The sequence below is a fragment of the Pedobacter sp. D749 genome, from assembly GCF_019317285.1.
In the GTDB taxonomy this organism is placed as follows: domain Bacteria; phylum Bacteroidota; class Bacteroidia; order Sphingobacteriales; family Sphingobacteriaceae; genus Pedobacter.
Genome location: NZ_CP079218.1, coordinates 3,956,549 through 3,983,253, shown reverse-complemented (window position 1 = coordinate 3,983,253; position 26,705 = coordinate 3,956,549). Strand labels below are relative to the sequence as shown.

The following is a 26,705-nucleotide window of genomic DNA, read 5'->3' as shown; positions in this document are numbered from 1 at the left end:
AACGGGAATAAGAGCAATAAGTAGAAGATAATTTTTTTCATAGTTTTAAATTACAATTATAGTAGATATTTATCCACAAAGCATGAACTATTTTAAAATACATATTTGTATTGCCTTATCTTGAGGGAAATGTAATATCTATTGGCACTGATTTAAACTATTTCTGATGTTATATCTCTTTTTGTCCTTATAAAAGGGCTTTTAGTGTATCTTTTTTCTGAGTCGAATTTTAAAATTAGATACTTGTTTCATGTTAGGCCAACATAGGCGGAACCTGAAAAGCCTTTAAAGAGTAAGAAAACTTAAATGAAAAACTAATTATGAAAAATTTAAAATTAGAAAGTTTTGGCGTTCAGGAAATGGATGCAAAAGGATTGATTAAAGAAAATGGAGGTAGATTTAGCGTGGGGGATTACTTGATAGGACACTTATTAGATGGTTGGGTTGAAATATGGTATCATGCTGGGCAAGAAGGTGGTCGTTATCAACAATCTCTTCCGTCTGGATTAAAAAAGTAAATCTAAGCTATGGGGCATTTTCAAGATCTGCCCCATAGTCTATATCGAATAAAGGTAAAAAATCTTTTATTTGTAAATATAAATCTCGGTCAAGGTATGTTTAATAACACTTTTAAGGTAAGGTTGAAAAATGCAATGGAAAATCCAATAATATTTATTGTTATATTTTCATGTTTTTTATTAGGAATCAGTTTTTTATACGATTATTTTATTGAATTAATAGAATCGAAATTTGGTGTTGAAATTGTTTACAATAATAGAATTGATCATAAAACTTTACCTTACAAATTAATTTTATCTTGCTTTTTAGCTCCATTAATAGAAACCTACTTTTTTCAAAAAGCACCTTACGATATTTTGAAGAGGAGAAATTCAAAAAAATGGGTCATCATATTGGTTTCGAGCCTGCTATTTGGATTAATTCATTTTTCAAGTTTTGCTTATATCCTTTATGGTTTCCTTGCCGGAACTGTATTAATTATGGCTTATTTATGCTGGGAAGGAAGGAGATTAAATAAATTTGTAATTGTTTGCATCATTCACATGTTACATAATTTATTTGTTCTTTGTGGTGATTTAATTAACCTTAAATAATTTTGAATTGAAAAATGTAAAATATTGAAGGCGATAATTATTATTTAATTGTGATTATGTTTAATATTATAGCTTTTAACACGCCAGCCTAATCTGTTTTAGAACGCATATATATCTTTCGATCATAAAATATCTTTTATAAACGGAGCAATACAAGGCATTAAATATTTCAGTATTTTCTTGTTAACAATTTAAATAAACATTTAATCTAAAAATGAAATGAAAAATAACCTTTTGCTATTTATCTTTCTGGTTTTTGCCCTAGTTGGAATAACTTATTTAGGTGGTTATTTTATTGGTAAGGCGGTATATTATGTTAGCCACTAATAATGTTAGAATATTTGCTACTCCCATTAATTACAAATGAGTTTAATCCATGTATGAAAGAAATTATCGGGATTTGGCTCATGAAGTGTGTAAATCCCTAATCATTTATTGCTGGTAGGCTTTTGGTTCCATGGCGAAATTCATGACCAACTCTCTTATCCAGCCTTTTCGTCCCTGGAATAACCCTTTTAGTGTATCTTTTTTCTGAGTCGAATTTTAAAATTAGATACTTGTTTCATGTTAGGCCAACATAGGCGGAACCTTAAAAGCCTTTAAAGAGTAAGAAACAAAAATTTAAATTAAACAAAATGAAAAATTAGAATTAGAAAGATTTGGTGTTAAGGAGATGGTTGAAAAAAATGGAGGGATGCTAGGATTGCTTACTCTTCCAATTACTGGGTGGATTTCGGGCTTCATTTATGAAAAAGCACTGCAGGCTATTAAAAGTCACGTTTAAAAAATTAAACAAATAAAATTGACATATTATGAAATCTTTAAATAAAATTAGTAAATTGAATTCACTAAAAATTGATAATCTTAAAGAGTTATCAGAGCAAGAAATTATTGAAACAAATGGAGGCATACTTGGATTATTAGGTTTAGTTGTTGGTGCTACAGCATTAAGCTACCAGCTGTTTAAATTTGGTTGGGATGCAGGTGTAGCTGCGGCTAAGTAAGTTTTTGTATGAAACAATTGGTAAGATAGGTAACAGACATAAATTTAATATTATGAATCATTCAATTACAAAAGAAGACAGGATTTACGTGTTTGTGTTATTTCTTGTACTTCTTACTTATTTATCATTTGAGCTGTTTAGGTTTGGTTTTGAACATGGGAAAGATTATGCAGTTGCTGCACTATCCCTCTAATCACTCTTCCTTAAATAGCGTTTAAATAGTTAACCGATAGATGTGGTTTTTATTTTAAAGATCCAAAGCCTTTTCACCTCTACAATACACCATTTCGTGTATCTTTTTTGCTCTATAAATTCTAAAATTAGATATTTGTTTTATGTTATGCTCAGCTAGACAGAATCTGAAACAAGTAGGAAGCCATGAAATCAAATTTCAATTAAAACAACTCATCTAAAATTGCTATGAAAAACAACCTTCTGCTATTTATCTTTCTGGCTTTTGCCCTAATTGGAATAACTTATTTAGGTGGTTATTTTATTGGTAAGGCGGCATATTATGTTAGCCACTAATAATGTTAGAATATTTTCTATTTCCATTAATTACAAATGAGTTTAATCCATGTATGAAAGAAATTACCTGGATTTGGCTCATGAAGTGTGTAAATCCTAATCATTTATTGCTGGTAGGCTTTTGGTTCCATGGCGAAATTCATGACCAACTCTCTTAATCGAGCCTTTTCATCCCTACAATTTCCCTTTTAGTTTATCTTTTTTCTGAGTAAAATTTTAAAATTAGATACTTGTTTCATGTTAGGCCAACATAGGCGGAACCTGAAAAGCCTTAAATGATTAAGGAATAAATTTTAAATTAAACGAAATGAAAAAATAAGAATTAAGCAATTTTGTTGTTCAGAAGATGGATATTAAAGAAATGGATAAAATAAGTGGAGGTAATGTACCAATTTGGTTATATTTATGGCACCCGGTTCTGCCTACCTAATCGAGAAATTTGAAAACGGCTGTCAATGTAATGTTTTATAAAAAAAATAGATATAAAATGAAAGTAGATTTTAAAAATTAGAAGTCAAAGAATTAACTTTGGTGGAAAAGAAAAATATAAATGGAGGGATTTGGCAGGTTTTTGCAGCAATTGGTGGACTTGTTTATCTAGCCGGAGAAGTGGCAGAATCAGCAGCTTATAGGAAAGAATTTTTGTGAAAAAATAGAATTTTTAAAGTACATTTTAATTTTAGGCAATATGAATAATATTATTAAAAAAAATGCAAAAGCGTTATCTACTGTAATTGCTATTGTTTTACTTGTTTTTGTGTTGGGCGAAATTACTGAATCTTTTGGGAGGAGTTTTGCTAAAGGCTTTAACATTAGTATAAAAAATTAATTAATTGTTAAATATTGCAATATTTCTAAAATAGTATTTAAGTAGTTAACCGATAGATGTAATTAGTACATCTATCGGTTTTTTTATTTTCTAAAGATCAAAACAGATTCATCCCTAAAATAGCCCATTTCGTGTATCTTTTTTCTGAGTCGAATTTTAAAATTAGATACTTGTTTCATGTTAGTCCAACATAGGCGGAACCTGAAAAGCCTTTAAAGAGTAAGAAACAAAAATTTAAATTAAACGAAATGAAAAACTTAAAATTAGAGCGTTTTGGTGTTCAGGAAATGGATGCTAAAGAGATGTTAACCGTTGATGCCGGGAATCCAATTGTTCTTTTGTTTGCGGGTGGGCTTTTGGGAATTGCATTGTATGCTGCTTATGAAATTGGTAGAGCAGATGGAAATAGATAGTTATCTGTTAATTAAAATAAAAAATATATGGAAAATTATAATAAAAATCTTAGTGTAAAGCTTACAACCATCAAATTAATAGAATTAAACAAAACTGAGCAATTAATGATCAGTGGCGGCTCTCAAGAAATATCAATAGTTAGCCACATGCTTAGGGCGATGTCTGGTAGTATATTTGGAGTAGCCTACTGGATAGGTTATGGCGTTTCAAAAGCAATAAACGAGTAATTTGTTAATTTTAATTATAACATATACTATGAAAATACTGGAAAATAATTGGGTTAAGTTGATCTTGTTTTTACTATTGTTTAGTACCATGATGGTTGCATATAAAATTGGCAGAAATGATGGAAACCGTGATGGTAAAAATGTAAGTATTGATTTGTCTAAATAACGTTAACTCTCTCAAACTAATTTAAACTGTATTTTGAGCAATAAAGCTATATTTAATTAAAAATATGAAATAAATTAATTCTAAGAAAGCCAAATACGATTAAAATATTGTTAACCGATAGTGCCTATTTGTGCATCTATCGGTTTTTTATTTTCTAAAGATCAAAACAGATTCATCCCTACAATAGCCCATTTCGTGTATCTTTTTTCCCGCATAAAATAATAATCACAAACTTGGCCTTAACCAAGCCAATTGATGATTATGTCTTTTACAGAAGATGCCAATTTCGAAGATAACGCCATTATTTTTTTACACCACACCAAGGTTCGTACACAAATTATTTATTCTGCCACCATATTTTTCATTCTTATTGCTTTTGCTGCCCTGCCTTTTATTTATACAACCGTAAGTGTTAAAGGTAATGGTTCTTTGCAGAGTAACATCGAAAGGGCAGAATTGCTGGCGCCAGTCTCCGGGAAAATTACGCTGATTAATTTAACCGATAACAAAAAAATAAAAAAAGGACAACTCCTTTTAAATATTGATCCTACCATACCCGAAACACAAAATGTGATTTTGAATAATCGCTCCCGTGAATTAAAAGATTTATTAAATGATGCGCTCCTCCTCTTAAAACTGGTCGATTTAAGCAATGCCGGGCAACCTGCATTGCAGACCGGCCTGTATGCTGCAAGCTGGCAACAATACGCAGAGCAGATTCAAAATGCATTAAATGCACGCGAACAGGCCTGCAAAATTTATAAAAGGTATGAGATTCTTTTCAGCAAGAGGGTAGTTACCGAAGCAGAGTATGAGCAATATAAATTTAATTACGAACAGGCACTTTCCGATTTTAAAATGGTTGCCAGGAAATATAAAACTCAGTGGCAAACCGAATCTAATCAATATAGAAAAGAACTCAAGGACTTGGATAGTCAGAAGATCCAGCTTACCGAGCAGGAAAAACTATATCACTTAACCGCAGGGATTTCTGGCACGGTACAAAATCTGTCAGGCTTACAATTGGGTTCTTTCATTTCTGCCAATCAGAAAATAGGCGAAATATCGCCAGATAGTGCCCTGTTGGCCATTTGTTATATTAAACCGTCAGATATCGGTTTAATTAAAACCGGGCAAACCGTTAGGTTTCAGATCGATGCTTTTAGCTATAACCAATGGGGTTTGCTTGCAGGTATAGTGGCCGATATTTCAGACGATATTATATTGATTAACCAGAGTCCTTATTTTAAAGTGAAGTGTAAATTGGATAGGGATTATTTGAAATTAAAAAACGGTTATAAAGGCCAGGTAAAAAAGGGTATGACCTTTAATGCACATTTTGCTATTGCCAAACGAAACCTATATCAACTGCTTTATGATAAAGTTGATGATTGGTTAAACCCCTTAAAAGGCGTAGGGTAAAAGGCTTAGGGTTTAAGGTGGATAGCTTAAAGGTTAAAGCCGAAATCTCAAATTACCAATCATAGTGCTCCAGTCTCATATCTCCAGTCTCAAATCTAATATCTCACTTCTATGTCTACACTAATAAAACAACGCGATATTACCGATTGTGGTGCTGCTTGTTTGGCATCTATAGCTGCATTTTATAAATTGAAAATGCCTGTTGCGCGGATCCGCCAATTGGCCAGTACTGATCAAAAAGGAACCAATGTTTTAGGTTTGATAGAAGCGGCAAATAAACTGGGTTTTGAAGCAAAAGGGGTAAAGGGCAATTTAGATAGTCTTTCTAAAATTCCACTACCGGCAATTGCTCATGTAGTAGTAAAGAAGCAATTGCAGCATTATGTGGTTATTTATAAGGTAACGGATAAATACGTCGAAGTAATGGACCCCGGCGATGGAAAAATACACCGCAAAACCATTGATGAATTTACAAGCGAATGGACAGGTGTATTGGTGCTGTTATTGCCTGATGAAGGCTTTAAACAAGGAAATGAAAAGGTTGATACTAAAAGCCGTTTTTGGAACCTGATTAAACCACATAAAAGTATTGTAGTACAGGCACTTTTTGGTGCTTTGATTTATACCATACTTGGGCTATCTACCTCTGTTTTTGTTCAAAAAATAACTGATCATGTTTTGGTAGAAGGTAACCGGAACCTGCTTAATTTAATGAGCTTAATGATGGTAGCCATTTTAGGGCTGCAATTGTTTATAGGCACCGCTAAAACTATTTTTACCATCCGTACGGGGCAACAGATAGATGCCCGCTTGATCTTGGGTTACTATAAACATCTCTTAAAACTGCCTCAACAATTTTTCGATACCAATGAGGGTGGGCGAAATTATTTCTAGAGTAAACGACGCGGTTAAAATAAGGGCTTTTATAAACGATGTTTCCATTAACCTGGTGGTAAACGGCTTTATTGTGGTGTTCTCTTTTATTTTAATGTTCAGTTACTATTGGAAACTGGCCTTAATGATGTTAGCTGTTATTCCATTGTATTTATTGATTTATTTCATCAGCAATAAATTAAACAAAAAAATTCAGCGGAAGTTGATGGAGGAGTCGGCAGAGTTGGAATCGCAATTGGTAGAAGGTTTAAATAATGTGGCCACAATTAAAAGATTTGGTTTAGAAAGATTTACGAATGAAAAAACAGAGACTCATTTTATCGGCCTCCTAAGAACAATTTATAAATCAGGATTAAACTCTGTTTTTTCTGGTACCTCAACAGAGGTTATTGCCCGTATGCTTACAATCGTTTTACTTTGGGTGGGTGCCGGTTATGTTTTAGACGGCGAAATTACCCCTGGTGAATTATTCTCTTTCTATACATTAATCGGTTATTTTACTGGTCCTGCTACTTGCTTAATTGGAGCAAACAAATCTATTCAAGATGCCATGATCGCCTCTGATCGTTTGTTTGAAATCATGGATTTGGAAATTGAACAAAATTCATCTGGCGTTTTCCTCACCAAAGAATTAATGGGCGATATCAGATTTGAACATGTAGCCTTTAGGTATGGGAGTCGCGTTAATGTGTTTGATGATCTAAATCTAATGATTAAGGCCGGAAGTTTTACCGCTATTGTTGGGGAGAGTGGATCCGGTAAATCTACCTTAATGTCTTTGCTACAAAATATTTATCCCATACAATCAGGTAATATTTTTATTGGTAATCATGCGCTTAAGTATTTGAATAATGCCTCTTTAAGAAATTTATTAAGTGTTGTGCCACAAAAAATTGATCTTTTTGCAGGAAATGTAATCGAAAATATTGCCATTGGCGATTATGAGCCAAATATGCAACAGATTATTGGTATTTGCACACAATTGGGGATTATCGATTTTATTGAAGCTTTGCCAGAAGGTTTTCAGACTTATTTAGGTGAAAACGGAGCCTCTTTATCAGGTGGACAAAAACAAAGGATCGCCATCGCGAGGGCACTATACCGTAATCCTGAAATTTTAATTCTGGATGAAGCTACTTCCTCTTTAGATTCAGCTTCAGAGCAGTATGTGCAGCGAACAATAGATTTGCTAAGGATGCAAAAGAAAACAATCATCATCATTGCGCATCGGTTACCTACGATTAGAAAGGCTGATCAGATTATTGTATTAGATAAAGGAAAGGTTGTAGAAGAGGGGAGCCATACGGAAATGATGATGGCGAATGGGCATTATGCTAGTTTATGGAAACAGCAATTTGGCGATGATGACCTACCAAGTCTGATCACACCCTCACTTGAATTTGTAAGAGATAGCATTTAATTATCCACCTGTACTATGAAACTATTAGAATACATCGATCGCATTAAGATCATTCACAAATTGATAAAAGAAAGCCGTACAGGTGCTCCTGAAAATTTAGCAAGAAGATTATCAATTTCTACCTCGCGACTATACGTGGTATTAGATGAGTTGAAATTAATGGGCGCTCCGATAGAATACTCGCGACAGTTACAAACATATTATTATACCCAGGCATTCGAAGTAAATATTAGGGCCGATTTTACGGTTTTAAAGCCTCAGGAGTTAACGGATATAAATGCTGGTTTTTTTTATCAGCAAAATTATCCACTCCTTTTTTTGTATAGTGAGCAAAAGTAATTTAGTACCGTTGCAACAAAAAGGCGTATACCGAAAAGCCTTTAACGAGTAGGTGAAATCAATAAAATCTAAATTGTGAAAAAATTAAATCTAGAGAACTTAAATGTTCAGGAGATGAGCTTCTCAGAAATATCTCTTGTTGAAGGAGGCAGCTGGATTGGCAGGGCGTGGAATTCGATAAAAGAGTTTGTTTTGGATGTAGTGCATGAAATTGTTACCGATGTGGTAGGTGCCGATCCAACCTCAAACCTATAAATAACTAAAATATAAACCGGATTGTCTAAATAGCAGGCTTAAAACTAATTAAAAAATACAATATGAAAAATCTTAAAAAATATGAGGTTGAAGAATTATCTTTAACAGAAATGAAGTCAATTGATGGTGGAAGCTGGTTTAGCAGAGCATTTGAAGCAGTTGGTAATGCTTTGGATGACGCTTATCATTGGTTACAGGATAATATTGGACTTACCTTAGGCTCAGATGGAGCACATGGAAAATAATTAAACAAAAATAGCAGGTCAAATACCTGCTATTTTACTTCCTTTTATACCAGCTTATGTTTAAATATATATGTAACGCTAAAAATGCTTTTTTAGCGATTTTGTTTTTTCTATTTTCTGTTAATGTTGATGCACAGTCATTTTATCTTACAGGGCATGTTTTTGATGGTAAAGAACCTTTAATAGGTGCCTCAATAATAATTTCCGGCAAATATGTTGGCAATAGTGATGCATCTGGTTATTTTGAAGCCAATGCCAAATTGGGTGATACATTGAAGGTAACTTTTCCTTTTTATGAAGCTTCCACTGTTGTTTTAACTGATTCCCTTCAGAAAAATATCGTTTTAACAGCAAAGTCATTCCAATTAGATGATGTTCAAATAAGTTTTAACAAACGAAAAACAATTGATTCATTGTTGAACATATCCTTTCTGCAATTAAATCCAAATGCTTTCAACGCGAAGGTTTTTTTGAGACAGTCTGTTGTTCGGAATAACGAAAAGGTTATCTTATTAAACGAAGGCTTGTTAAATCTGAACTGTCCTGATTTAAAAGATCTTATTGTCGCTGGTAGCAGTAAAAAAGTAAAATTAAATATTGATTATGCTTGTAATCCGATTAATTCAAATAGCCGTCCGAAGGTAACTTATGGGAGTAATCCTCAAATTAAATTGCGTTTGGGGTTATTGCCAAATCATTTCTATGAGCTCGTAAAGTTAAATCTTACAGAAGAAAGTATTAAATCTGATAGTATTAATACCGTTATTAATATTAAAGGAAATCTTTCTGCCAATGAAAAGCTTTTGGTTTCTTACCTATGGATTTTGGATAAAAAAACTAATTCATTAAAACAATCCCGGTATTATGAACAATATGTAAATAAAAACCATTTTTTATTTTATGATTATTCTTATCTAAATAATGAACTCTTTTCTGGATCTATAAGTGCAAAACAAATAATTGGCAGAAATTCCTATTCAACAAATGATGAAATATTTGTATTTCGTCAAATAGGTGCAGATATAGATAAATGGAATTTTGATGTTAATAAATGTGGATTAGAAAAATACGTCGAACAAACTGGGAGTTGTGATGAATTGAGCGAATTTAAAATTAAGCATCAAATACCATTTCATAAGCTCTTTTAGTTTATCAGGTCAGTTTTTTTTAACCTTTAAAACATAAGCTGATTAATACACCAAAGCTAAATACTGTCCATGGTGGCTTACACTGCCCGGTTTAGTGCGTTTATAATCATCTGGATGATTTGGAGCCTCATAAATTGAAACTTTAATTTCTTCCAGCTTGCTATAAACAGGAGCAGCTATGGTATGGATATATTGTAACTGAATGTCACTTTTAGTAAAGTAAGTATCATGATCGATGTTTACCGTACCTTTTATCTCACTAGCGCCGGCATAAACACTACAGTTTAAACTTTTAGGAGCAAAATTCCGGATGCCTGTTTTTCGGTTATAAATTTTATAAGCCGATTCTTTCATGCTCCACAACAGCCATACTATTTCATCAGGCCTTTCTGCTGAAGTAATCAATAACTGTTCTTCCGCTGTGAAAATTTTATCGAGGTAATTTTTACGCCTCCAGTTACTCTGGATTTTAGCCAGATCCAAATCAACGATGTCGTTACCCAGCATGTGCTTCAAGCTTTTGGGCAATAATTTCGGTCGTGGCTTTTACGTTGAGCATTTTAGCCATCGAATCATTGTCTATTTCGATGTTAAATTTCTCTTCAATATCCAGGACAATATCAACCAGGTTAGCCGAATTTATTTTCAAATCATTAATAAAATCGGTGTTTTCGTCGATGTGAGCCAAGGCTGTTGACTCTTCGCTGTATGGCTGAACAATTGTTTTTAAGGCTTCGATGATCTCTTCTTTATTCATGGGTATACTTTTTAAAAATAATGCAGGCATTAATATCGCCAAAACCAAAACTTGCTTTTGCTAAGATATTAATTGGTTGATGAATTACGGTTTCTGGAATGCATTTCGCATCAATTAAAGCCGTAATCTCAGGGTTTAAGTCTTCGCAATTAATATTAGGAAATATAAAATCCTCTGAAAGTTCCAGTATTGAAGCGACACATTCTATACTGCCTGAAGCCGCAATACAATGACCAATCATACTTTTCAAAGAGTTGATGTATGGAAAATCATCAGCAGGCAGTTGTAATGCCATTTTCCAGTTTTCTATTTCGAGTGCATCTTTAGTTGTTGCGGTAAGGTGGCCGTTAATTACGTCGATTTCATGGGCTTCAATACCTGAATTTTTTAAGGCTGCCTGAATACATCGCTGAACTGCAATGGGGTTAGGGGCTGTCATGGTACCTAAGCCCCGCTGACCACCAGAATTGATATGTCCGCCAAGTACCTCGCCATAAATTCTGGCCTTTCTTGCCATTGCACTTTCGAGCGATTCTAATACCAAAGCACCTGCACCGCTTCCAGGTACAAAGCCACTTGCTGTTGCACTCATTGGGCGGCTACCTTTTTCCGGTTCGTGGTTGTGTTTAAAAGTGCAAACCTTCATGGCATCAAAACCACCCCAAATATAAGGCCCGCTGTCGCTGGTACTTCCTGCTAACATTCTTGTCGCCTGACCGGTTTTAATTCTTTCATAAGCCAGCAAGATACTTTCGACTCCTGTTGCGCAGGCAGATGAATTGGTGCTTACCTGGTTTCCTAAGCCAAGTTTACCACTGATAAAAGCGCTTACGCCGCTGGCCATGGTTTGTATCACAACTGAACTGCCCAGTTTTTTAATTTCAAGCGCATCTATCTTATTAATTGCCCATCTAAATTTATCTATACCAGAAGTGCCGGTTCCGAAAATGGTACCACTATCCCAGTCGGGTTCGTCATTATTTTCGATGGCTAAGCCTGCATCTTTCCAGGCATCCAGGCCAGCAATAACACCATATATAATTCCTGTGCTGTTTAGGTTTCGTAATTCAAGTGGTGTAAAATATTGACTGATGCGCTCGTCGCTAAGTAATGGTTTGCCTGCTATCTGACAAGAGAAGTTTAAGGCTTCCAAATCGGGCTGATGACGGATCCCGGAGAGTCCTTTTTTTATGGCGTCAGAAAACTCAGCCAGGGTAACGCCATTGGGTGCACATATGCCTAAGCCTGTAATTACAACTCTGTTATTCATTTTCTTTCGAAATTAACATTCCGGAAATATTTCCTTTGCAAACCATCTCGCCTGCTACATTTTCCATTTTTACCTTGCAACTCAGTTTATTAAACCTGAAATATATTTTCTCGCTCGTTACCGTAACTTTTTCTCCCGGTGCAACTGGTTTTAAAAAATCGATTGCATTTGATGTCATGGCAATGGATATGTTTTGATCAGTTTCCATGTTTTTTAGCAGGTAAATGCCCAGGCAAACCAATCCAATCTGTGCCATGGTTTCGGTAAGGATTACTGCTGGGGTAAGTGGAAGGTTTTTAAAATGACCTTCGTAAAAAGGTAGATCTTTGGCATAAGTATAAGTGCCTTTTGCTCCATTTTCATCAATATGTAATAACTCATCAACAAAAAGAAAAGATTTACCGTAAGGCAGTTTATCTAATATTTCTTGTGGATTCATATTTGAATTATTGAATAATTGATTGAGTGAATTATTGAATGGTTACCATTGTAAAAGGATGCGTTGTGCCGAAAATCCCGGGCCGAAGCTTAACATCAGCCCTTTTTCTCCCGGCATTGGCTTTTTGTCCATAATCCGTTCTAAAACATAAAGAACCGTTGCGCTGCTCATGTTTCCATAAAGCTTTAAAACTTCTTTTGTTTCATCTATGTTTTTACCAAGTTGTCCAAATAATTCTTCAACAATCTGGATAATCTTTTTTCCTCCCGGATGGAAGATCAAATGGTCTATATCATTAATTTCGAACCCGTTTTTTATCAAAAATGGATGGATGATATTGGGGAAATGATTGGCAATAGTTTCAGGAACGGCCACATCCAGTATCATCTGCAGTCCGGTATTGGTGAGTTTAAATCCCATCATCTCTTCAGCCTCATAAAAATGGTACATTTCTTCAGCCAAAAGCTCTGGTCCGCTATCATCTTCATTCGAACTTAACAGTACACAGGCAGCACCATCGCCAAATATTGCTGCACTTACAATGTTGGCCATCGAAAAATCGTTTAATTGAAAGGTTGCCGTTGGAGATTCTACTGCAATAACTGCTGCCCGTTTGCCTGGATTGGCTTTCAGAAAATTCTTTGCGTAAATCATGCCTGATACACCTGCTGCACAACCCATTTCGGTAACCGGCAAGCGCACGATATCTTGGCGAAGCTTAAGTAAGTTGATTAAATAAGCATCTAAAGAAGGGATCATGATTCCGGTACAGCTTACCGTAATAATGTAATCTAAATCCTGAGCTTTCCAACTGGCTTTTTCGAGTGCAGTTTCCAAACATTTAGCACCCAGCTTTATCCCTTCTCTTACATAAATGTTGTTTCGCTCTTCAAAACTTAAATCACTAAAAACCTCTTCGGGCGACATGATCGAGTACCTTTTATCTACTGCTGCGCTTTCAAAAATCTTTTTTACTTTTCGGATAAAGCGATCATCCTGATCTTTTAGCCAAATATCCAGAAACGGCAAAATTTCATCGGTTGACCTCCAAAACTCGGGCAAGGCTTTACTTACTGCTTTTACGGTTACGCTCATATTGTTTTAATTATCCATTGGTAGCGGAAAGCCCATTTCCATTTTATTGAACTCGATTTTAGCTTTAATTGTTTGCTGTATTTAAGCAAATCTGCCCTTTTAAACCCACGCAGAATGGATACTAGACCATCTTCTCTCGACATATTATTTAAACGGAAAACATAACACAATACTTTAAACAGGTAATAGGCTACTGCACTTCTTTGCAGGTCGTTTATCACAATACCCATTTTTGCCGATCGTTTAAAATTGTTTAGCAAATCAATAATTTCTTCATCTTTAAAATGATGTAGCGTTAATGTGCAGAGCATAATGTCGCAGGGTTCATCTTTATTTAAATCCTCAAAAATATCGCTGCAGGCATAGGTGATATTCGGGTAGTTTGCAGATAAACTTTGTGCATGATTTATGGTGAATTTATTGGCATCTATCCCTTTTAAAATAAAATGTAAACCTTGTTTTTTCGCATAATCGGCCAGGGTCCGTAACATATCTCCATTTCCACAACCGATATCGGTAATACGTATAATCTGATCAAATGGTTTGCCCTTGATTAAAGTTTTAACTCCATCGAGCGTAACTTTATTACCACCAAGGAGTTGGTTAATGCTGGCTATTTTGTCTAATGCATCGCGCAATATTTCACCTTCCATGGCGAAATCATCCATAATCTCTGGTGCGGTGCTTCTAAATGTGGTATCTACTGGCATTTATGGTGAAATTGTAATGGGTTTGCCATGTGTTTTTTTAATTATTTTATGGAGCAGAAAGGGCATTTTAGTCAATGCACTCATGGCTACACTTTCGAATTTATTGTTTCTCAGCAAGGAAGATAACATTCTTCCCGTTTTTAAGCGGCTTTTAAATTCCCTGTTCCAGCCGGCGGTATAACTTTCTTCGAGTGCTGTGCGGGAATTAATTTGCCCCTTGATTCTTTGATGCAAAAGTTCTGAAACTATTTTGGCACTGTGAATGGCCATGGCCATGCCGTTCCCACAAAGTGGATGAATCAAACCTGCAGTATCACCAATCATTAAAATATGGTTATTTACAGGTTCTTTAGCTTCAAAAGAAATCTGACTAATGGTTAACGGAACATCGAATAAATCTGAAGCATTTTCAAAAATAGCCTTCAGATAGCTGTTTTTATAGAGTACGTTTTCCTGAAAGGCAAGCAGGTTTTTATGCTTTTTAAAACTTTCGTAATTGGTCAGATAACAGATATTCAACCGGTCATTTTCAACCTTTGAAACGCCGCAATAGCCACCTTCGAAATTATGCAGGCTAACCACGTTATTCGGGAAATCGGCTTTGTAATGTGCTTTAACTGCCAGATATGGCGATTGTTTATTAATGAAACTCCGGTTTAGCTTAATATCAATAGCCGATCGTTTTCCATAAGCCCCAATAACATAAGCAGCAACAAAAGTATTGTTAGCAGTTGATACTGTAAATTGATTATTGGTAAACTTTATTTCTACAACGCGATCATGAACGATGTTTACTTTTCTCCTGATGAGTTCGGTATACAAATAATGATCGATGGTATATCTGCTTAAACCAAAACCGCCGAGCGGTAATTTTGTTTGTATGCTTTTACCAAGGTTTGAGGTGAAAAGCAGGTCGCTGATGAGTGCAGGGGCAAGGTTTTCGATATCCAGGCCGAGCCATTCAAAGTAGGGTAGTACCTCGTTCGAAATATATTCGCCGCAAACTTTATGGTGAGGATAGGTATCTTTCTCAATCAGTATAACATTTAAACCCATCTTATTCAGGTGAAGTGCGGCTGTTAAACCTGCCAATCCACCACCAATAATTAAAATTTCTGTTTCGGCCTGCATAAAATGAGATGGAACGCTAATATAACGTTTTAAATACTGGTTTGTTCCATTTAAGCATCTTTAAACACAGAGGCCACGGAGAGAAAAATACAGAGGCGCTGAGTTGTGTGTACTAGGTGCTGTCAGACGTTACTATCTGACAGTTTCGTTTGCGCTCGTTTTCAAACGAGCGCAGAAATAGTCATACGATTCCATCGTTTAAAACTATGAGATATTCAACACTCGTTAGAAACGAGCGTTAGCTCAATCTATTTATCTATCGCTTCTTTCTTCCATATTCAAATCGGTATCAAACGGACTTTTGGTAAAAGGGTAAATAGATTGTTTAACAAAACCTTTAGGATAAGAGGCTTCATGTACACCTGTTCCGGCTGGCCATTCTTTGCCTGGTAAATGATAGGTGCCGAATATCATATCAATAAAGGGGAATATTGAAGCGAAATTGTGTCCATAATATCTAGGGTCTTCGCAATGGTGCCAATGGTGATATTGAGGGGTAGTAAATATATATTTTAATGGGCCAAAGTTAATTCTGGTATTGGCATGGATGAGTACTGCATGTATGGCAATAAATATAATGTATACGTTGAAAACGGTGGATGAAAAGCCCAACACATAAAGCGGAATGAAAGTCATAGCCCTGGTAAAAAAGATGTCGATAAAATGGGTACGGCTTCCAGCCAGCCAATCCATATTTTGTGTAGAATGGTGTATGGAGTGGAAACGCCATAAAGCTACCCTTGTATGGAAGAAACGATGTGCCCAATACTGAAACAAATCGGTACTGAAAAAAGCCAAAAATAAAGCTACTATAAATGGGAGGCCCTGCACCCAGCTATGCAATTTATCTAATCCCATCCAGCCAAAAAATAATACGGCAGGCTTTTGCGTAATGATACCGAAAAACTGGATGAACAAATGGCTGATGACAAAATAGGTTAAATCGGTACGCCATTCTTCGTGGAATTTGGTTTGCCCGTTGTTTTTTGGAAAGAATAATTCTAATGGAACAAAAATGGCCACCATTAAAAGAAGATCCAAAATCATCCAATCTAAGCCAAAATGCCAGCTCGATTTGGCAACATCTCTACCTTCTACGCTTAAAGCACCTAGTATTACTGCCAGGGCGCCAAGCACAAAGCCTGGCCAGGCCCATTTTAGCTTTTTGCTGAGGATTAAGCTTAGCAATGAAAAGAAGAAACAGGCTATAACACCACCAAGCATTAAAACTTCCATGCTGTTTTTCGTATAAATTTCGCGGAATTCTGGCGTGGTTAATTTCTCGGGATAATGAAAACAGAGAATGCCCAATAAGGCCAATACGGCTAAAAAAATAGAGATATATCCACTGATCTGGCCTTGGCCCACTACTAATCTTTTCGGTGACATTAAAATATGTTTTGATAGATAACAATGATAATAATAAAAAATAAAATATAGTCGAATAATTTTGTTAGTTAATAATGGCTCATTATTTAATGGTTAACTGACTTCAAAAGTCCTACTTAATCCGTTATATTTTTGTTATTTAAAGAGATTGATTATTTTACACCTGAAATAACCAAATTTTAGCTAAATAAAGCCTCAACCAACTATGTCTTATCGCTCAAAAATCTTATTATCAATCATAATAGGCTGCTTTTTCATTTTCCCGTGCGCCTGGGCACAACAGCTTATTAAAGGACAAGTGCTTAACGAAGCCAATAAAGGTATCGCATCCGTGTCGATTTATAATAAGCAGAAATTAATTGCCCTGAGCGATCCTGAAGGAAACTTCAGCTTTAAAATAGATTCCTTAAATAAAGGTCAATCGCTTTCCTTCAGTTCGGTGGGGTACGAAAGCCATTCAGTTAAAGTTGATGAGCGTAGTGGTACAAGTGATCTCATGGTTAAGCTAAAAGACAAATACATTAAATTGGACGATGTGCAAATTTATGCTGCCAATTTTGCTTCTGCCTTAATTAAAAATGCGGTCGCGCACCTTGCGGATACCGGTGTGGTGAGCGAAAAATTGTTGTGCAGGCAGTATATGCTAAAAGATGGCAAATATTATAGTTATGCTGAGGGATTATTCAACCTCCATACCGATGAATATAAAAACGATATCAGGTTACAGCTTGAGGAACTAAGAAGGCTTAAGGAGCTCAAAAAAACTGGAGGGGTGAAGATTAATTACGCTGTTGATTTAAGAATTGAACTCAAATCTTATTTTGTAAGTAACCTCAACGATAATATGCTCAGCGAGGATAATGATTACGAAATTGAAGGGCAGGTTGAATATGAAGGGGCAAAATGTTATAAGATCTCTTTCACAAGGTCAAGAAATGCATTGTACAAAAGCAAGAATGGATGGGTTTATATCACGGTAGATAAACGCCTGATTAAAGGAATGGAAAGCAATATCGCTACGATAAACAAAAGCATGATCTGGATAAACAGGCAAAACTATACCATTGATAATGATTTGTCGAAGTTATCTTCTACGTATTTAAAGTGTAATGTTGTGGCCGGATTATTTTCGGAAGGAGAACCTTCGGCAGAGATGGAACTGATTTTTCTGGAAAATATTGATCCGGAACTAAAAAACAGCAACAACTATTCTACTTTAAAACTTAGACAGGATTTTTATCAATATCCTAAAAAGAATGATGCCGGGTTTTGGGCAATACTCTATCAAAAGCATCACTTAACGATTCCGAAGGTAATTGTCGAAACCTATAAATCAGATCAAGATATTTTGGAACAATTTTAAATTCATCGGTTCATTAAATTAATTGTTTAATTATACGCCAAACGCCCAGCTCCAGACTCTAACCTTAGTTTCGATTATTGATCATTTGAAACTGATTATTGGTCATTCCATCATCCATCTTCCATTTTACATCTTTCCAAACCATTTCCCTCACACTGTGGTTGCTTTATTGGGCATCAGACCAGGTTATGCCTTTCTTTTTTAAATAATCAGTATTTTTGAAACCACGATATGCTACTTAACTATCTACGCCTTTTACTGCTTCCTTTTTCGATCATTTATGGAATGGCTATTATTCTCCGTAAAAAACTTTACGACTGGGGATTGATGCGATCTGTAAAGTTTGATTTACCAGTAATCTGTGTAGGCAATTTGGCCGTTGGCGGATCGGGCAAAACACCAACAACAGAATATTTGGTCAGGTTGCTGGCCGGGTATAAAATAGCCATCCTAAGTCGTGGTTATGGTCGTAAAACGAAAGGGTTTATAATTGCCGATAGTGCTGCAACTGCCGAAACGATAGGCGATGAACCTTTACAGTACCATCAAAAATTTGCAGCTGTTACTGTTGCCGTTTGCGAAGACCGTGTGAAAGGGATTAAGCAGTTGAAGGACAATCATGATTTAATTATCCTTGATGATGCCTTTCAGCACCGCGCAGTAAATGCCGGATTTAATATTTTGCTTTTCGAGTTTAGAAAGTTGGGTACTTTACAGTTTTTATTGCCTGCAGGAAATTTAAGGGATGTTTTCTCCTCACGCAAAAGGGCCGATGTATTGTTAGTCACAAAATCGCCGGTTCCGTTGTTACATGTTGCGCAGCAGGCCTCAATAAATGAACTGCAGCCAAATAGCAATCAACCAGTATTACATTCTTATCTTAAGTATGGCAATCTTATCCATTTATCCCATAACGAAAGCCGCACACTTGAGTCAGTTAGGGATTTTGAAATTTTCCTGCTCACGGGAATTGCAAATCCTGATCCTTTAATAGAAGAGCTTGAAAAATATGCTGAAACCATTAAACACGAAGAATTTCCTGATCATTATGCTTTTAAAAATGATGATATTAAGAAGTTTAAATCAGTTTTTATGGCCAGTACTAAAAAAGATAAAATCATTATCACAACAGAAAAGGATAGCAAGCGTTTAAGAGCTACCGGATTTGAAGATTTACTGCTAGATTTACCTGTATATTATTTACCCATTGAGGTTGAATTATTTGAAGAAGATAAGATTACCTTTGACGAACTCATTTTAAATTATGTTAAGAGCAATAGAAGAAACCGTTGAATATATAAAACGTAAAACAGAGAACTTTAAGCCAGAAATAGGCATTATTTTAGGTACTGGTTTGGGTGGCCTGGTAAAAGAAATCGAAATCGAGCATCAACTGATGTATTCTAATATCCCAAATTTTCCAATTTCTACTTTAGAGTTCCACAGTGGGAAACTAATTTTTGGAACGTTGAACGGGAAGAAGATTATTGCCATGCAGGGGCGCTTACATTATTACGAAGGTTATAGCATGCAACAGATCACCTTCCCGGTTAGGGTAATGAAAGGGTTGGGAATCGAAAACTTAATTGTATCAAACGCTGCGGGTTCATTAAATCCTGAGTTTAAAAAGGGCGATTTAATGATTATCGACGATCATATTAATTTGCAGCCAGATAACCCATTGCGTGGCTTAATTGAGAGCGAACTAGGACCACGTTTCCCGGACATGAGCCAGCCTTATAAACGTGATATTATAGCCAAAGCGCTGGAGATCGCTAAAGATGTTGATATCAAGTGCCATAAAGGGGTATACGTTGCGGTTTCTGGTCCGAATTTAGAAACCAAAGCCGAGTACAAATACCTGCGTTTAATTGGCGCTGATGCAGTGGGCATGAGTACTGTGCCTGAGGTTATAGTGGCCAACCATGCTGGTTTACCTGTTTTTGCCATCTCCGTATTAACGGATGAAGGTTTTCCGGAAGACTTGCAACCTTTTAATTTAGATGAAATTTTAGAAGCAGCGGCTAAGGCAGAGCCTAAAATGACTGAGATTTTAACCCGCTTAATTTCTGAACTATAAGATGCATAAAGTCGTTAAGATCTGTTTTTTTCTGTTCCTGCTGTTAGGCATCAACAAAGTATTTGCACAAGATTTAAAGACGAGTGTTGGGACCAATAAGGAGCTCGATTCTGTCCGGAAAAAATTAGATTCGGGAAAGGACTCAGTTGTTTTTACCGCAAAATATATCCGGTTTACAAAGTTATCACTAAGTAAAGATAGCATTGTACTGCTACCCTTAGATACCTCCACAACAAATATTCAGAATTATAGTCCGCTTTTACAACCCCTGCATCCAACCATTAGCAATGGTAATATGGGCTTGGCCGCGAGGCCTTTATTGTACGAGCCGAGTAAGAGGATTGGCTTTGATGCAGGATTTCACTCGCTTGATTATTATGCATTAACGCCAGAAGATATTATTTACTATCAGGCCAGAACTCCCTTTACCAGCTTATATTTTGTAAGTGCAGGTCAAAAAGAACAGCTTTTTAGGGCTATCCACACGCAGAATATTAAAAAAAACTGGAACGTTGGTGTTAATTTTAACCGTGGCGATTCGAAGGGTTTTTATGCCAGGCAGCGGGGTGATAATCTGAATGTTGCCGTATTTTCCTGGTACCAATCGCCAAGCAAACGTTATAATATGTGGGCATCGGCAATTTTTAATACCATGCGTGCCTACGAGAATGGTTCTACTGTAGCTACGGGTTTATTCGATCCAGGCTATTCTAAAATTGACAGAGAGGCGGAGCCCATAAATTTATCAGACTCAAGAAATTTGTACCGTAAAAACACCGTTTTCTTAAAGCAAACCTATTATGTAGGCAGGATAGATACCTCTGCGAATGTTAATAATGCGGTTTTACCAACCAATAAGGTTTCATATATATTTGAGTATAATAACGATAGTTTTGATTTTTACAAAAATGGAACTGATGTTAATAATGTGCTGCCTCCTGGTATTGCGAGTACAGTATTTACAAATGATTCGACCCATGTAAAACATATTAAAAATGAATTTATCTATAGTTTCTTCTTAAGACCTAAAAATAGTTCGGTGATTAAAAATGAATTAAAGGTTGATGCAGGTATAAGGCACGATTATTACAAACATGAATATCTTGGCATAAAACAAGATGGAACCAATTACGAACAAAGTAGATTTGCTTATCAGAACATTACCATTTTAGGTGCAGCGGGTTATCGGTTCTCTAACAATATCGATTTCAATTTAGATGTACAGCAAATTTTGCAAGGTGAAAATGCCGGCGATTATTTATATGAGGCAAAAAGTAAAATCCTTTTAGGTAAAACCATCGGAAGAATTGAGTTGGGGGCATACGCGCAAAATCAAACCCCGGCGGCCATTTTTAATTACTATCATGGCAATCATTACCAATGGACAAACAACGATTTTAAGAATACTAAAATTGCCAATTTATCATTCAACTATATCAATGATAAGTATGGTTTTACTGCAGGAGCCAACTATTACTTAACCAGTAACTATGTTTATTTTGCTGCAGATCAAACCAATAATACAACTGCTATTTTACCAAAACAAGCTACGGCTGATATTAGCTTAATCAGGCTGGATGTATCAAAGAAAACCAGGTTCGGCAGGTTTGTGATGGAAAACTATATCGCTTATCAAAAAACAGATAAAAATGCAGTATTAAGAACACCAGAACTTTATACTTATAACAGTATCTATTTTAATAATACGTTTTTCAAAGTATTAAAAGCTAATGTGGGATTTGATGTGAGGTATAATTCGGAATATGCAAATTACTTATATTCACCGGCAACGGCTCAATTTTATATTGATGAGCGCAATCCAACAAACCTTGTTTCAAGACCAGTAATTGATGTCTTTTTTAAGGCAAATTTAAAGAGAGCTAATATTTTTGTGAAATATGATTTTATAAATCAGGGTTTATTTCAACCAGGTTATTACACGGTAAACAGGTACCCTATGCAAGATGCCTTATTAAAATTTGGGGTAAGCTGGAATTTTTACGACTAAAGAATCAAGCATAAAAAAGCCTCCCAAATTTAATAATCTGGGAGGCTTTTGCTTTTAAGGCCTTTCGCTTAGAACGAATAACCAACTGAGAAACCTAATACGCGGTTAGTCAATTTATTCGTGTTAGCTTGTCTGTCTTTAGGAGTTAAATCAGTTAAACCTAAACCATAATTAGCACCTACTAAAAATCCTGAATTTGTACGGTAAGCTAAACCAAAGTTTGCACCAAATTCTGTGCTGTTGTAGTTTTTATCGCTTGCACTACCAAATGATAAGTCTCTATCATTAGAGGTGGTAGCAGTTGTGCTTGTGTTGTTGCTGTTGTTAACCGTTGTAATGGTATTTTCTCCTTTGTCTTTACCTGAAATATTAAAGCCAATATAAGGACCAGCACTGATCTGAACCGAACCAGCATCGCCAGTAGGAATTCTGAATACCGCATTAACCGGAACTTCAATGGCCATTAAATTTGTTTTAACAGATGATGTAGTTGTAATGGTGCTATTACCAATTGTTGATGAACTTGTTGATTCAAACTTATTGCCTTTGTTCTGTAACGACACTCCTGGTTGGATAAAGAAATTGTTTCCTACACCAAAATCACCAAATGCGGTCACATTAAAACCAACATTGTTTTTTGCATTATCGTTAAAAGCTTTGGCTGCATTATCATCTCCACCTGCATGGAACTTAGAGAGGTTAACACCGGCTTTAATCCCAAAACGTGAAGTCTCACCTGTCATTGTCGATTGTGCAAAAGCACCTGTTGCCAATAAAATGATCGATGCGCTTAATAGTAACTTTTTCATGATATTTTTCTTTTATAAAAATCTTGTTTAAAATTTTCAGGTTTTATCCTGCTTGTTAATTGTCCTTGCTAATCCAAAAGCTGTGCCAAAGTATCAAACGTGTTACAGTTTGTTAGCTAAAATATTGGTTACCAGTATGATTCTCGTGAAAATTAAGTGTGGTTATGATCTAGCTAAAAAATGGTATGAGGAGCCATTTAGTGTATACATAACAGGAATATAGCGGAGAATTAACAATTTTTTAAACTCAAAGGAATAATGCCAGGAGTTAAATTCTGATTGTTTATGTTTTTTGAGGTTTCTTTTTTGCCGCCGGGAAAAGTACATTGTTTAAAATTAAACGGTAACCCGGAGAATTAGGATGCAGATTTAAATCTGTTGGTGGATCGCCTACAGCGTGTTGATAATCTTCCGGATCGTGGCCGCCATAAAAAGTAAACTGGCCTTTGCCAATTTCTCCATGTAAATACCTTACCTCTGCCGCACCTTTATTTTCTCCTAAAACAGTTACACTTGTTTTTACTAGACTTTTTTTAAATGCTGTGGTTTGTCCCATAAAACCTTTAATTACCTTATCATGATCTTGGGTTAGCATGGTTGGAACAAGATCCCACTTGGCAGAAAAATCGAATAAAGTAAAATAATCGTTGGTTTGGTTTAGTGTACGGGTTTGAGTAACATCTATATCTGAAAATTCATAGTTCATCGGGTTGTTGTCTAACTTGAAATTTTGGAAAGCCAGTGTTTTGTTAAAATCCAGTTTGCTTTGTGCATTCGGATCTGCGGCATCGCCATCAAACATCTGGGCACAAATATCCACCCCATCTGCAGCAAGGGCAATGTCGAAACTATCAGTACCAGAGCACATGGCAAACAAGAAACCTCCACCAGCACAATACTCCTTAATATGTTTAGCAACGGCTAGTTTCATTTCAGAAACCTTTTTATAGCCCATACGTTTGGCTAAAGCCTCCTGGTTTTTAACATCTTCCTGGTACCAGGTTGCATACCTGAAATTAGCCCAGAAACGCCCGTACTGCCCGGTAAAATCTTCGTGGTGCAAGTGTAACCAATCGTATTTGCTCAATTTGTCCTGAAGGATATCGTCATCGTAAATTACATCATATGGGATTTCGGCGTAGGTTAAAACGAGTGTAACCGCATCATCCCAGGGTAATTTGCTTTTTGGCGAGTAAACTGCAATTTTTGGTGTTTTTTCCAGTTTAACCATTTCCATATTCACGGCAGGATCGCTGATTTCATTTAAAAGATTGGTTACTTTTCCATCGGCCATTACTTCGTATGATACCCCGCGTATTTTAAGCTCATCTTCAACTGTTTTATTGTATTTAATTAAAAAGCTTCCTCCACGATAGTTTAAGAGCCAGTCAACCTCCACTTGTTTGCTGATGGTCCAATAGGCTATGCCATATGCTTTAAGATGGTTTTTTTGGTCTTCATCCATATAAATTAGCAGAGAAGAAGCCCTTAGTCCCAGGGAGCAAAGCAGGCAGATGAGCAGGATATAATATTTCTTTATCAAATCGGTATGCTTAAAACACTAAAATACCGCATTTAAACTATATAGAAAAATTTAATGGTGTTATAAGTTATACAATTTTGTTATTTTTGCCCTCTACTAAAAAAATATGAAAGTTTTTTAGGGGAAGAAAAATTTAAAATTAGTACCGATATTGATATGAGTAAAGCAATAATAAAAACAGACAAAGGCGATATGACCGTAGAATTCTACGAAAATGATGCGCCAAAAGCCGTTGCAAACTTTAAAAAACTAGCTAAAGAAGGCTTTTATGATGGTGTAACTTTTCACCGTGTAATTCCTAACTTTATGGTTCAGGGCGGATGTCCAAATTCAAAAGATCCGGCTAAAGCACATTTGGCAGGTACTGGTGGTCCAGGTTATAAAATTGATTGCGAATTGGACGGAGAAAATCAATATCACGATCGTGGTGTTTTATCTATGGCCCACGCTGGCCGTAATACTGGTGGTTCACAATTTTTTATCTGCCATAGCAGAACAAATACTGCTCATTTAGACCGTAACCATACCTGTTTTGGTAAAGTTATCGAAAATGTAGATCTTGTTGATGATATCCGTCAGGGCGATAAGATTGTAAATATTGAAGTTTTAGAAGATTAGTGCGCAATGCGTTTGGCGATAAGCGGTGCGCTGATGCCAATTGCTCATTATTGAGGTTTTAAACATTAGAAAACGCGATGCGTTTGGTTGCAAGCTCGTTATAACGCTAAACGCCAAACACTAACCGCTAAACACACATCATATGAATTTAAGAGGAATTGTTGCCGTATCTGGCAGACCAGGTTTATTTAAACTGGTTGGACAAAATAAAGTGGGTTACATTTTAGAGGGCTTAGATGCCCAAAAAACTAAAGTTGTTGCCAACATCACTAACACAAAATTAGCTTCATTAGAAGATATTACCGTGTATGGTGAAGATGAAGAAATTAAACTGGCTGATATTTTTACTAAAATTTCTGCTAAAGGAGCTACTCCTGATTTAAAAGGCGATTTACGTGCATATTTTCTTGAAGTAGCTCCGGGTCACGATCAGGAAAAAGTTTATGCTTCAGATATGAAGAAAATCATTACCTGGTATAACTTATTAAAAGATCTGCCTTTGTTTACTGAAGAAACTCCGGAAACTCCGGGTACACCAGCAGAAGTTAAATTATCAGAAGAAAAAGCAGCTTCAGATAAAAAACTAAAAGCCACAGGATCTAAAGCTTCGGCAAGTGCTAAAGCGACTACTAAAACTTCAGCTCCAGCTAAAAAAGCAAGCATGACCAGTAAAAAAGGCGTTTAAGCTTTATTTAATTATTATAGAGAACACCAGGCTATGTGTCTGGTGTTTTTTTATGGGTTTTAATCTAAGAAATACCAAAGCAAAGCTACAATCACTAAAGAGGCAATAATGCTGATCCATAAGTATTTATTGTTGCGGTTTTGATCGCTTTTATATCTATATTCCCGTTTATATTTATCTAGTAGCATAATCTTTTTTATTTAATGATGATTTTAATTCGTCTTTTCCATATCTCATTCACATAGTCCACCTTACGTCAAACAATTTTTTACGCTAAGCGTGATGATAAGGTTCTCCTTTTAAAATACTAAATCCCCGGTAAAGCTGCTCTACAAAAAACAATCTGATCATTTGATGAGAAAAAGTCATATCAGATAAAGAAATTAAACCATTTGCTCTTTTGTAAATGGTTTCATCAAATCCGTATGGGCCGCCAATGATAAAAATTAAATGCTGTACACTGCCCACCATCTGTTTATTCAGGTAGTTTGAAAATTCTACAGATGAATATTTTTTCCCTTTCTCATCCAACAAAATAACAACATCGCCATTATTAATTTGTTTGTGCAGGAGTTCTGCCTCCTTTGCTTTTTGTTGCGCCTCACTCAGGTTTTTAACGTTTTTTACATCAGGTATGGCCAAAAAACTAAAATTAATATAATGTTTTAGGCGGTTGATATATTTATCAATCCCTTCAATTAGATATTTGTCTTCTGTTTTGCCAATGGCGATCAGGGTAATCTTCATTTAATATTTTGCCTATCTTTAGAATTTCGAGATTCAAACTTAGAGAAAATTGTAACAA

Annotated in this window: 32 protein-coding genes and 1 pseudogene; 21 read left to right on the top strand and 12 right to left on the bottom strand. The window is 35.7% G+C overall.

The genetic code is table 11. From position 1 onward, the window contains the following. The first annotated feature begins 320 nt into the window (after positions 1-320). From KYH19_RS16000 to KYH19_RS15935, 15 genes and pseudogenes are all read left to right on the top strand, one after another. A complete protein-coding gene (locus KYH19_RS16000) occupies positions 321-518 on the top strand; it encodes a hypothetical protein (RefSeq protein ID WP_193420410.1) in 198 nt (65 codons plus the stop codon). Between the two features lie 135 nt (positions 519-653). Continuing rightward, on the top strand, positions 654-1,112 hold the full coding sequence (locus tag KYH19_RS15995) for a CPBP family intramembrane glutamic endopeptidase (protein ID WP_193420411.1): 459 nt from the start codon (positions 654-656) through the stop codon (positions 1,110-1,112). An 812-nt stretch (positions 1,113-1,924) separates the two neighbouring features. Next, positions 1,925-2,116, top strand: coding sequence for a hypothetical protein (locus KYH19_RS15990; protein WP_193420412.1), 192 nt, complete (start codon positions 1,925-1,927; stop codon positions 2,114-2,116). Between the two features lie 52 nt (positions 2,117-2,168). Then, on the top strand, positions 2,169-2,309 hold the full coding sequence (locus KYH19_RS15985; RefSeq protein WP_193420413.1) for a hypothetical protein: 141 nt from the start codon (positions 2,169-2,171) through the stop codon (positions 2,307-2,309). A 1,023-nt stretch (positions 2,310-3,332) separates the two neighbouring features. Next, positions 3,333-3,473: a hypothetical protein gene (locus tag KYH19_RS15980; protein WP_193420414.1), complete on the top strand. Its 141-nt coding sequence runs from the start codon at positions 3,333-3,335 to the stop codon at positions 3,471-3,473. Positions 3,474-3,721: 248 nt separating this feature from the next. After that, positions 3,722-3,886 carry a hypothetical protein gene (locus tag KYH19_RS15975; RefSeq protein ID WP_193420415.1) on the top strand — a complete coding sequence of 55 codons (165 nt, stop codon included), beginning with the start codon at positions 3,722-3,724 and terminating at the stop codon, positions 3,884-3,886. Positions 3,887-3,913: 27 nt separating this feature from the next. Then, on the top strand, positions 3,914-4,114 hold the full coding sequence (locus KYH19_RS15970; RefSeq protein ID WP_193420416.1) for a hypothetical protein: 201 nt from the start codon (positions 3,914-3,916) through the stop codon (positions 4,112-4,114). A 28-nt stretch (positions 4,115-4,142) separates the two neighbouring features. Beyond that, the gene (locus KYH19_RS15965; protein WP_193420417.1) at positions 4,143-4,280 is read left to right on the top strand and encodes a hypothetical protein; all 138 of its coding nucleotides are present in this window, start codon (positions 4,143-4,145) and stop codon (positions 4,278-4,280) included. A gap of 261 nt (positions 4,281-4,541) precedes the next feature. Then, positions 4,542-5,702 (top strand): HlyD family secretion protein, encoded by a 1,161-nt coding sequence (locus tag KYH19_RS15960; protein WP_219075835.1) that lies wholly within the window; start codon positions 4,542-4,544, stop codon positions 5,700-5,702. A 111-nt stretch (positions 5,703-5,813) separates the two neighbouring features. Beyond that, positions 5,814-7,044 (top strand): annotated as a pseudogene (locus tag KYH19_RS24395) (peptidase domain-containing ABC transporter); the annotation flags it as partial. A gap of 102 nt (positions 7,045-7,146) precedes the next feature. Beyond that, entirely contained in the window at positions 7,147-8,016 is an 870-nt protein-coding gene (locus KYH19_RS24390; RefSeq protein WP_370630320.1) for a peptidase domain-containing ABC transporter, read from the top strand. A gap of 15 nt (positions 8,017-8,031) precedes the next feature. Next, positions 8,032-8,355, top strand: coding sequence for a helix-turn-helix domain-containing protein (locus tag KYH19_RS15950; protein WP_193420420.1), 324 nt, complete (start codon positions 8,032-8,034; stop codon positions 8,353-8,355). Between the two features lie 75 nt (positions 8,356-8,430). After that, positions 8,431-8,610, top strand: a complete 180-nt coding sequence (locus tag KYH19_RS15945) for a hypothetical protein (protein WP_121283823.1) — start codon at positions 8,431-8,433, stop codon at positions 8,608-8,610. A gap of 62 nt (positions 8,611-8,672) precedes the next feature. Beyond that, positions 8,673-8,855 carry a hypothetical protein gene (locus KYH19_RS15940; protein ID WP_121283822.1) on the top strand — a complete coding sequence of 61 codons (183 nt, stop codon included), beginning with the start codon at positions 8,673-8,675 and terminating at the stop codon, positions 8,853-8,855. A 56-nt stretch (positions 8,856-8,911) separates the two neighbouring features. Next, positions 8,912-10,003, top strand: a complete 1,092-nt coding sequence (locus KYH19_RS15935; RefSeq protein ID WP_219075834.1) for a carboxypeptidase-like regulatory domain-containing protein — start codon at positions 8,912-8,914, stop codon at positions 10,001-10,003. Between the two features lie 42 nt (positions 10,004-10,045). On the opposite strand, the gene KYH19_RS15930 is transcribed toward KYH19_RS15935, so the two are convergent. The 8 genes from KYH19_RS15930 to KYH19_RS15895 all read right to left on the bottom strand — a co-directional run bounded on the left by KYH19_RS15930 (position 10,046) and on the right by KYH19_RS15895 (position 16,794). Continuing rightward, the gene (locus KYH19_RS15930) at positions 10,046-10,510 is read right to left on the bottom strand and encodes a 4'-phosphopantetheinyl transferase superfamily protein (RefSeq protein ID WP_219075833.1); all 465 of its coding nucleotides are present in this window, start codon (positions 10,508-10,510) and stop codon (positions 10,046-10,048) included. Then, positions 10,500-10,760, bottom strand: coding sequence for an acyl carrier protein (locus tag KYH19_RS15925; protein ID WP_219075832.1), 261 nt, complete (start codon positions 10,758-10,760; stop codon positions 10,500-10,502). Before KYH19_RS15925 ends, KYH19_RS15930 begins: the two co-directional genes overlap by 11 nt. After that, the gene (locus KYH19_RS15920) at positions 10,753-12,030 is read right to left on the bottom strand and encodes a beta-ketoacyl synthase (protein WP_219075831.1); all 1,278 of its coding nucleotides are present in this window, start codon (positions 12,028-12,030) and stop codon (positions 10,753-10,755) included. The genes KYH19_RS15925 and KYH19_RS15920 overlap by 8 nt, the downstream gene beginning before the upstream one ends. Beyond that, entirely contained in the window at positions 12,023-12,469 is a 447-nt protein-coding gene (locus tag KYH19_RS15915) for a 3-hydroxyacyl-ACP dehydratase FabZ family protein (protein ID WP_219075830.1), read from the bottom strand. Before KYH19_RS15915 ends, KYH19_RS15920 begins: the two co-directional genes overlap by 8 nt. Positions 12,470-12,511: 42 nt before the next feature. Beyond that, positions 12,512-13,564, bottom strand: a complete 1,053-nt coding sequence (locus tag KYH19_RS15910) for a type III polyketide synthase (protein ID WP_219075829.1) — start codon at positions 13,562-13,564, stop codon at positions 12,512-12,514. Next, positions 13,561-14,274 (bottom strand): methyltransferase domain-containing protein, encoded by a 714-nt coding sequence (locus KYH19_RS15905; RefSeq protein WP_219075828.1) that lies wholly within the window; start codon positions 14,272-14,274, stop codon positions 13,561-13,563. Before KYH19_RS15905 ends, KYH19_RS15910 begins: the two co-directional genes overlap by 4 nt. After that, positions 14,275-15,405 carry an NAD(P)/FAD-dependent oxidoreductase gene (locus KYH19_RS15900; RefSeq protein ID WP_219075827.1) on the bottom strand — a complete coding sequence of 377 codons (1,131 nt, stop codon included), beginning with the start codon at positions 15,403-15,405 and terminating at the stop codon, positions 14,275-14,277. A 252-nt stretch (positions 15,406-15,657) separates the two neighbouring features. After that, positions 15,658-16,794, bottom strand: coding sequence for a sterol desaturase family protein (locus KYH19_RS15895; protein WP_193420428.1), 1,137 nt, complete (start codon positions 16,792-16,794; stop codon positions 15,658-15,660). Positions 16,795-17,092: 298 nt separating this feature from the next. Between KYH19_RS15895 and KYH19_RS15890 the strand changes: the two genes are divergently transcribed. The 4 genes from KYH19_RS15890 to KYH19_RS15875 all read left to right on the top strand — a co-directional run bounded on the left by KYH19_RS15890 (position 17,093) and on the right by KYH19_RS15875 (position 22,245). After that, a complete protein-coding gene (locus KYH19_RS15890) occupies positions 17,093-18,157 on the top strand; it encodes a hypothetical protein (protein ID WP_219075826.1) in 1,065 nt (354 codons plus the stop codon). 231 nt (positions 18,158-18,388) lie between these two features. Further along, positions 18,389-19,450, top strand: a complete 1,062-nt coding sequence (lpxK, locus tag KYH19_RS15885; protein WP_219075825.1) for a tetraacyldisaccharide 4'-kinase — start codon at positions 18,389-18,391, stop codon at positions 19,448-19,450. Continuing rightward, entirely contained in the window at positions 19,422-20,237 is an 816-nt protein-coding gene (locus KYH19_RS15880; protein ID WP_219075824.1) for a purine-nucleoside phosphorylase, read from the top strand. Before lpxK ends, KYH19_RS15880 begins: the two co-directional genes overlap by 29 nt. A 1-nt stretch (position 20,238) precedes the next feature. Further along, on the top strand, positions 20,239-22,245 hold the full coding sequence (locus tag KYH19_RS15875; RefSeq protein WP_255562444.1) for a putative porin: 2,007 nt from the start codon (positions 20,239-20,241) through the stop codon (positions 22,243-22,245). A gap of 68 nt (positions 22,246-22,313) precedes the next feature. Here the strand turns inward: KYH19_RS15875 and KYH19_RS15870 are convergent, their stop codons facing one another. Beyond that, positions 22,314-23,054 (bottom strand): porin family protein, encoded by a 741-nt coding sequence (locus KYH19_RS15870; protein WP_219075823.1) that lies wholly within the window; start codon positions 23,052-23,054, stop codon positions 22,314-22,316. A 283-nt stretch (positions 23,055-23,337) separates the two neighbouring features. Then, positions 23,338-24,519: an asparagine synthetase B gene (locus KYH19_RS15865; protein WP_219078954.1), complete on the bottom strand. Its 1,182-nt coding sequence runs from the start codon at positions 24,517-24,519 to the stop codon at positions 23,338-23,340. A 234-nt stretch (positions 24,520-24,753) separates the two neighbouring features. On the opposite strand from KYH19_RS15865, the gene KYH19_RS15860 reads away from it, so the two are divergent. Together KYH19_RS15860 and KYH19_RS15855 are read left to right on the top strand one after the other, a co-directional pair. Then, the gene (locus KYH19_RS15860; RefSeq protein ID WP_121283809.1) at positions 24,754-25,215 is read left to right on the top strand and encodes a peptidylprolyl isomerase; all 462 of its coding nucleotides are present in this window, start codon (positions 24,754-24,756) and stop codon (positions 25,213-25,215) included. A 142-nt stretch (positions 25,216-25,357) separates the two neighbouring features. Continuing rightward, positions 25,358-25,900: a DUF5606 domain-containing protein gene (locus tag KYH19_RS15855; protein WP_219075822.1), complete on the top strand. Its 543-nt coding sequence runs from the start codon at positions 25,358-25,360 to the stop codon at positions 25,898-25,900. A gap of 59 nt (positions 25,901-25,959) precedes the next feature. Here the strand turns inward: KYH19_RS15855 and KYH19_RS24225 are convergent, their stop codons facing one another. Further along, a complete protein-coding gene (locus KYH19_RS24225; protein WP_255562443.1) occupies positions 25,960-26,088 on the bottom strand; it encodes a hypothetical protein in 129 nt (42 codons plus the stop codon). 85 nt (positions 26,089-26,173) lie between these two features. After that, positions 26,174-26,647, bottom strand: coding sequence for a 23S rRNA (pseudouridine(1915)-N(3))-methyltransferase RlmH (gene rlmH / locus KYH19_RS15850; protein WP_132398645.1), 474 nt, complete (start codon positions 26,645-26,647; stop codon positions 26,174-26,176). Between the last annotated feature and the right edge of the window lie 58 nt (positions 26,648-26,705).

Excerpts from the sequence above, each read along its gene's own strand:
- KYH19_RS15920 (WP_219075831.1), bottom strand. The coding sequence starts at position 12,030 with ATGAATAACAGAGTTGTAATTACAGGCTTAGGCATATGTGCACCCAAT.
- KYH19_RS16000 (WP_193420410.1), top strand. The coding sequence starts at position 321 with ATGAAAAATTTAAAATTAGAAAGTTTTGGCGTTCAGGAAATGGATGCA.
- KYH19_RS15875 (WP_255562444.1), top strand. The coding sequence starts at position 20,239 with ATGCATAAAGTCGTTAAGATCTGTTTTTTTCTGTTCCTGCTGTTAGGC.
- KYH19_RS15990 (WP_193420412.1), top strand. The coding sequence starts at position 1,925 with ATGAAATCTTTAAATAAAATTAGTAAATTGAATTCACTAAAAATTGAT.
- KYH19_RS15870 (WP_219075823.1), bottom strand. The coding sequence starts at position 23,054 with ATGAAAAAGTTACTATTAAGCGCATCGATCATTTTATTGGCAACAGGT.
- KYH19_RS15880 (WP_219075824.1), top strand. The coding sequence starts at position 19,422 with ATGTTAAGAGCAATAGAAGAAACCGTTGAATATATAAAACGTAAAACA.
- KYH19_RS15975 (WP_193420415.1), top strand. The coding sequence starts at position 3,722 with ATGAAAAACTTAAAATTAGAGCGTTTTGGTGTTCAGGAAATGGATGCT.
- KYH19_RS15930 (WP_219075833.1), bottom strand. The coding sequence starts at position 10,510 with ATGCTGGGTAACGACATCGTTGATTTGGATCTGGCTAAAATCCAGAGT.
- KYH19_RS15950 (WP_193420420.1), top strand. The coding sequence starts at position 8,032 with ATGAAACTATTAGAATACATCGATCGCATTAAGATCATTCACAAATTG.
- KYH19_RS15895 (WP_193420428.1), bottom strand. The coding sequence starts at position 16,794 with ATGTCACCGAAAAGATTAGTAGTGGGCCAAGGCCAGATCAGTGGATAT.
- KYH19_RS15860 (WP_121283809.1), top strand. The coding sequence starts at position 24,754 with ATGAGTAAAGCAATAATAAAAACAGACAAAGGCGATATGACCGTAGAA.
- KYH19_RS15970 (WP_193420416.1), top strand. The coding sequence starts at position 3,914 with ATGGAAAATTATAATAAAAATCTTAGTGTAAAGCTTACAACCATCAAA.
- KYH19_RS15905 (WP_219075828.1), bottom strand. The coding sequence starts at position 14,274 with ATGCCAGTAGATACCACATTTAGAAGCACCGCACCAGAGATTATGGAT.
- KYH19_RS24225 (WP_255562443.1), bottom strand. The coding sequence starts at position 26,088 with ATGCTACTAGATAAATATAAACGGGAATATAGATATAAAAGCGATCAA.
- KYH19_RS15995 (WP_193420411.1), top strand. The coding sequence starts at position 654 with ATGGAAAATCCAATAATATTTATTGTTATATTTTCATGTTTTTTATTA.
- KYH19_RS15910 (WP_219075829.1), bottom strand. The coding sequence starts at position 13,564 with ATGAGCGTAACCGTAAAAGCAGTAAGTAAAGCCTTGCCCGAGTTTTGG.
- lpxK (WP_219075825.1), top strand. The coding sequence starts at position 18,389 with ATGCTACTTAACTATCTACGCCTTTTACTGCTTCCTTTTTCGATCATT.
- KYH19_RS24390 (WP_370630320.1), top strand. The coding sequence starts at position 7,147 with ATGATCGCCTCTGATCGTTTGTTTGAAATCATGGATTTGGAAATTGAA.
- KYH19_RS15900 (WP_219075827.1), bottom strand. The coding sequence starts at position 15,405 with ATGCAGGCCGAAACAGAAATTTTAATTATTGGTGGTGGATTGGCAGGT.
- KYH19_RS15965 (WP_193420417.1), top strand. The coding sequence starts at position 4,143 with ATGAAAATACTGGAAAATAATTGGGTTAAGTTGATCTTGTTTTTACTA.
- KYH19_RS15980 (WP_193420414.1), top strand. The coding sequence starts at position 3,333 with ATGAATAATATTATTAAAAAAAATGCAAAAGCGTTATCTACTGTAATT.
- KYH19_RS15940 (WP_121283822.1), top strand. The coding sequence starts at position 8,673 with ATGAAAAATCTTAAAAAATATGAGGTTGAAGAATTATCTTTAACAGAA.
- KYH19_RS15855 (WP_219075822.1), top strand. The coding sequence starts at position 25,358 with ATGAATTTAAGAGGAATTGTTGCCGTATCTGGCAGACCAGGTTTATTT.
- KYH19_RS15925 (WP_219075832.1), bottom strand. The coding sequence starts at position 10,760 with ATGAATAAAGAAGAGATCATCGAAGCCTTAAAAACAATTGTTCAGCCA.
- KYH19_RS15865 (WP_219078954.1), bottom strand. The coding sequence starts at position 24,519 with ATGGATGAAGACCAAAAAAACCATCTTAAAGCATATGGCATAGCCTAT.
- KYH19_RS15960 (WP_219075835.1), top strand. The coding sequence starts at position 4,542 with ATGTCTTTTACAGAAGATGCCAATTTCGAAGATAACGCCATTATTTTT.
- rlmH (WP_132398645.1), bottom strand. The coding sequence starts at position 26,647 with ATGAAGATTACCCTGATCGCCATTGGCAAAACAGAAGACAAATATCTA.
- KYH19_RS15915 (WP_219075830.1), bottom strand. The coding sequence starts at position 12,469 with ATGAATCCACAAGAAATATTAGATAAACTGCCTTACGGTAAATCTTTT.
- KYH19_RS15935 (WP_219075834.1), top strand. The coding sequence starts at position 8,912 with ATGTTTAAATATATATGTAACGCTAAAAATGCTTTTTTAGCGATTTTG.
- KYH19_RS15985 (WP_193420413.1), top strand. The coding sequence starts at position 2,169 with ATGAATCATTCAATTACAAAAGAAGACAGGATTTACGTGTTTGTGTTA.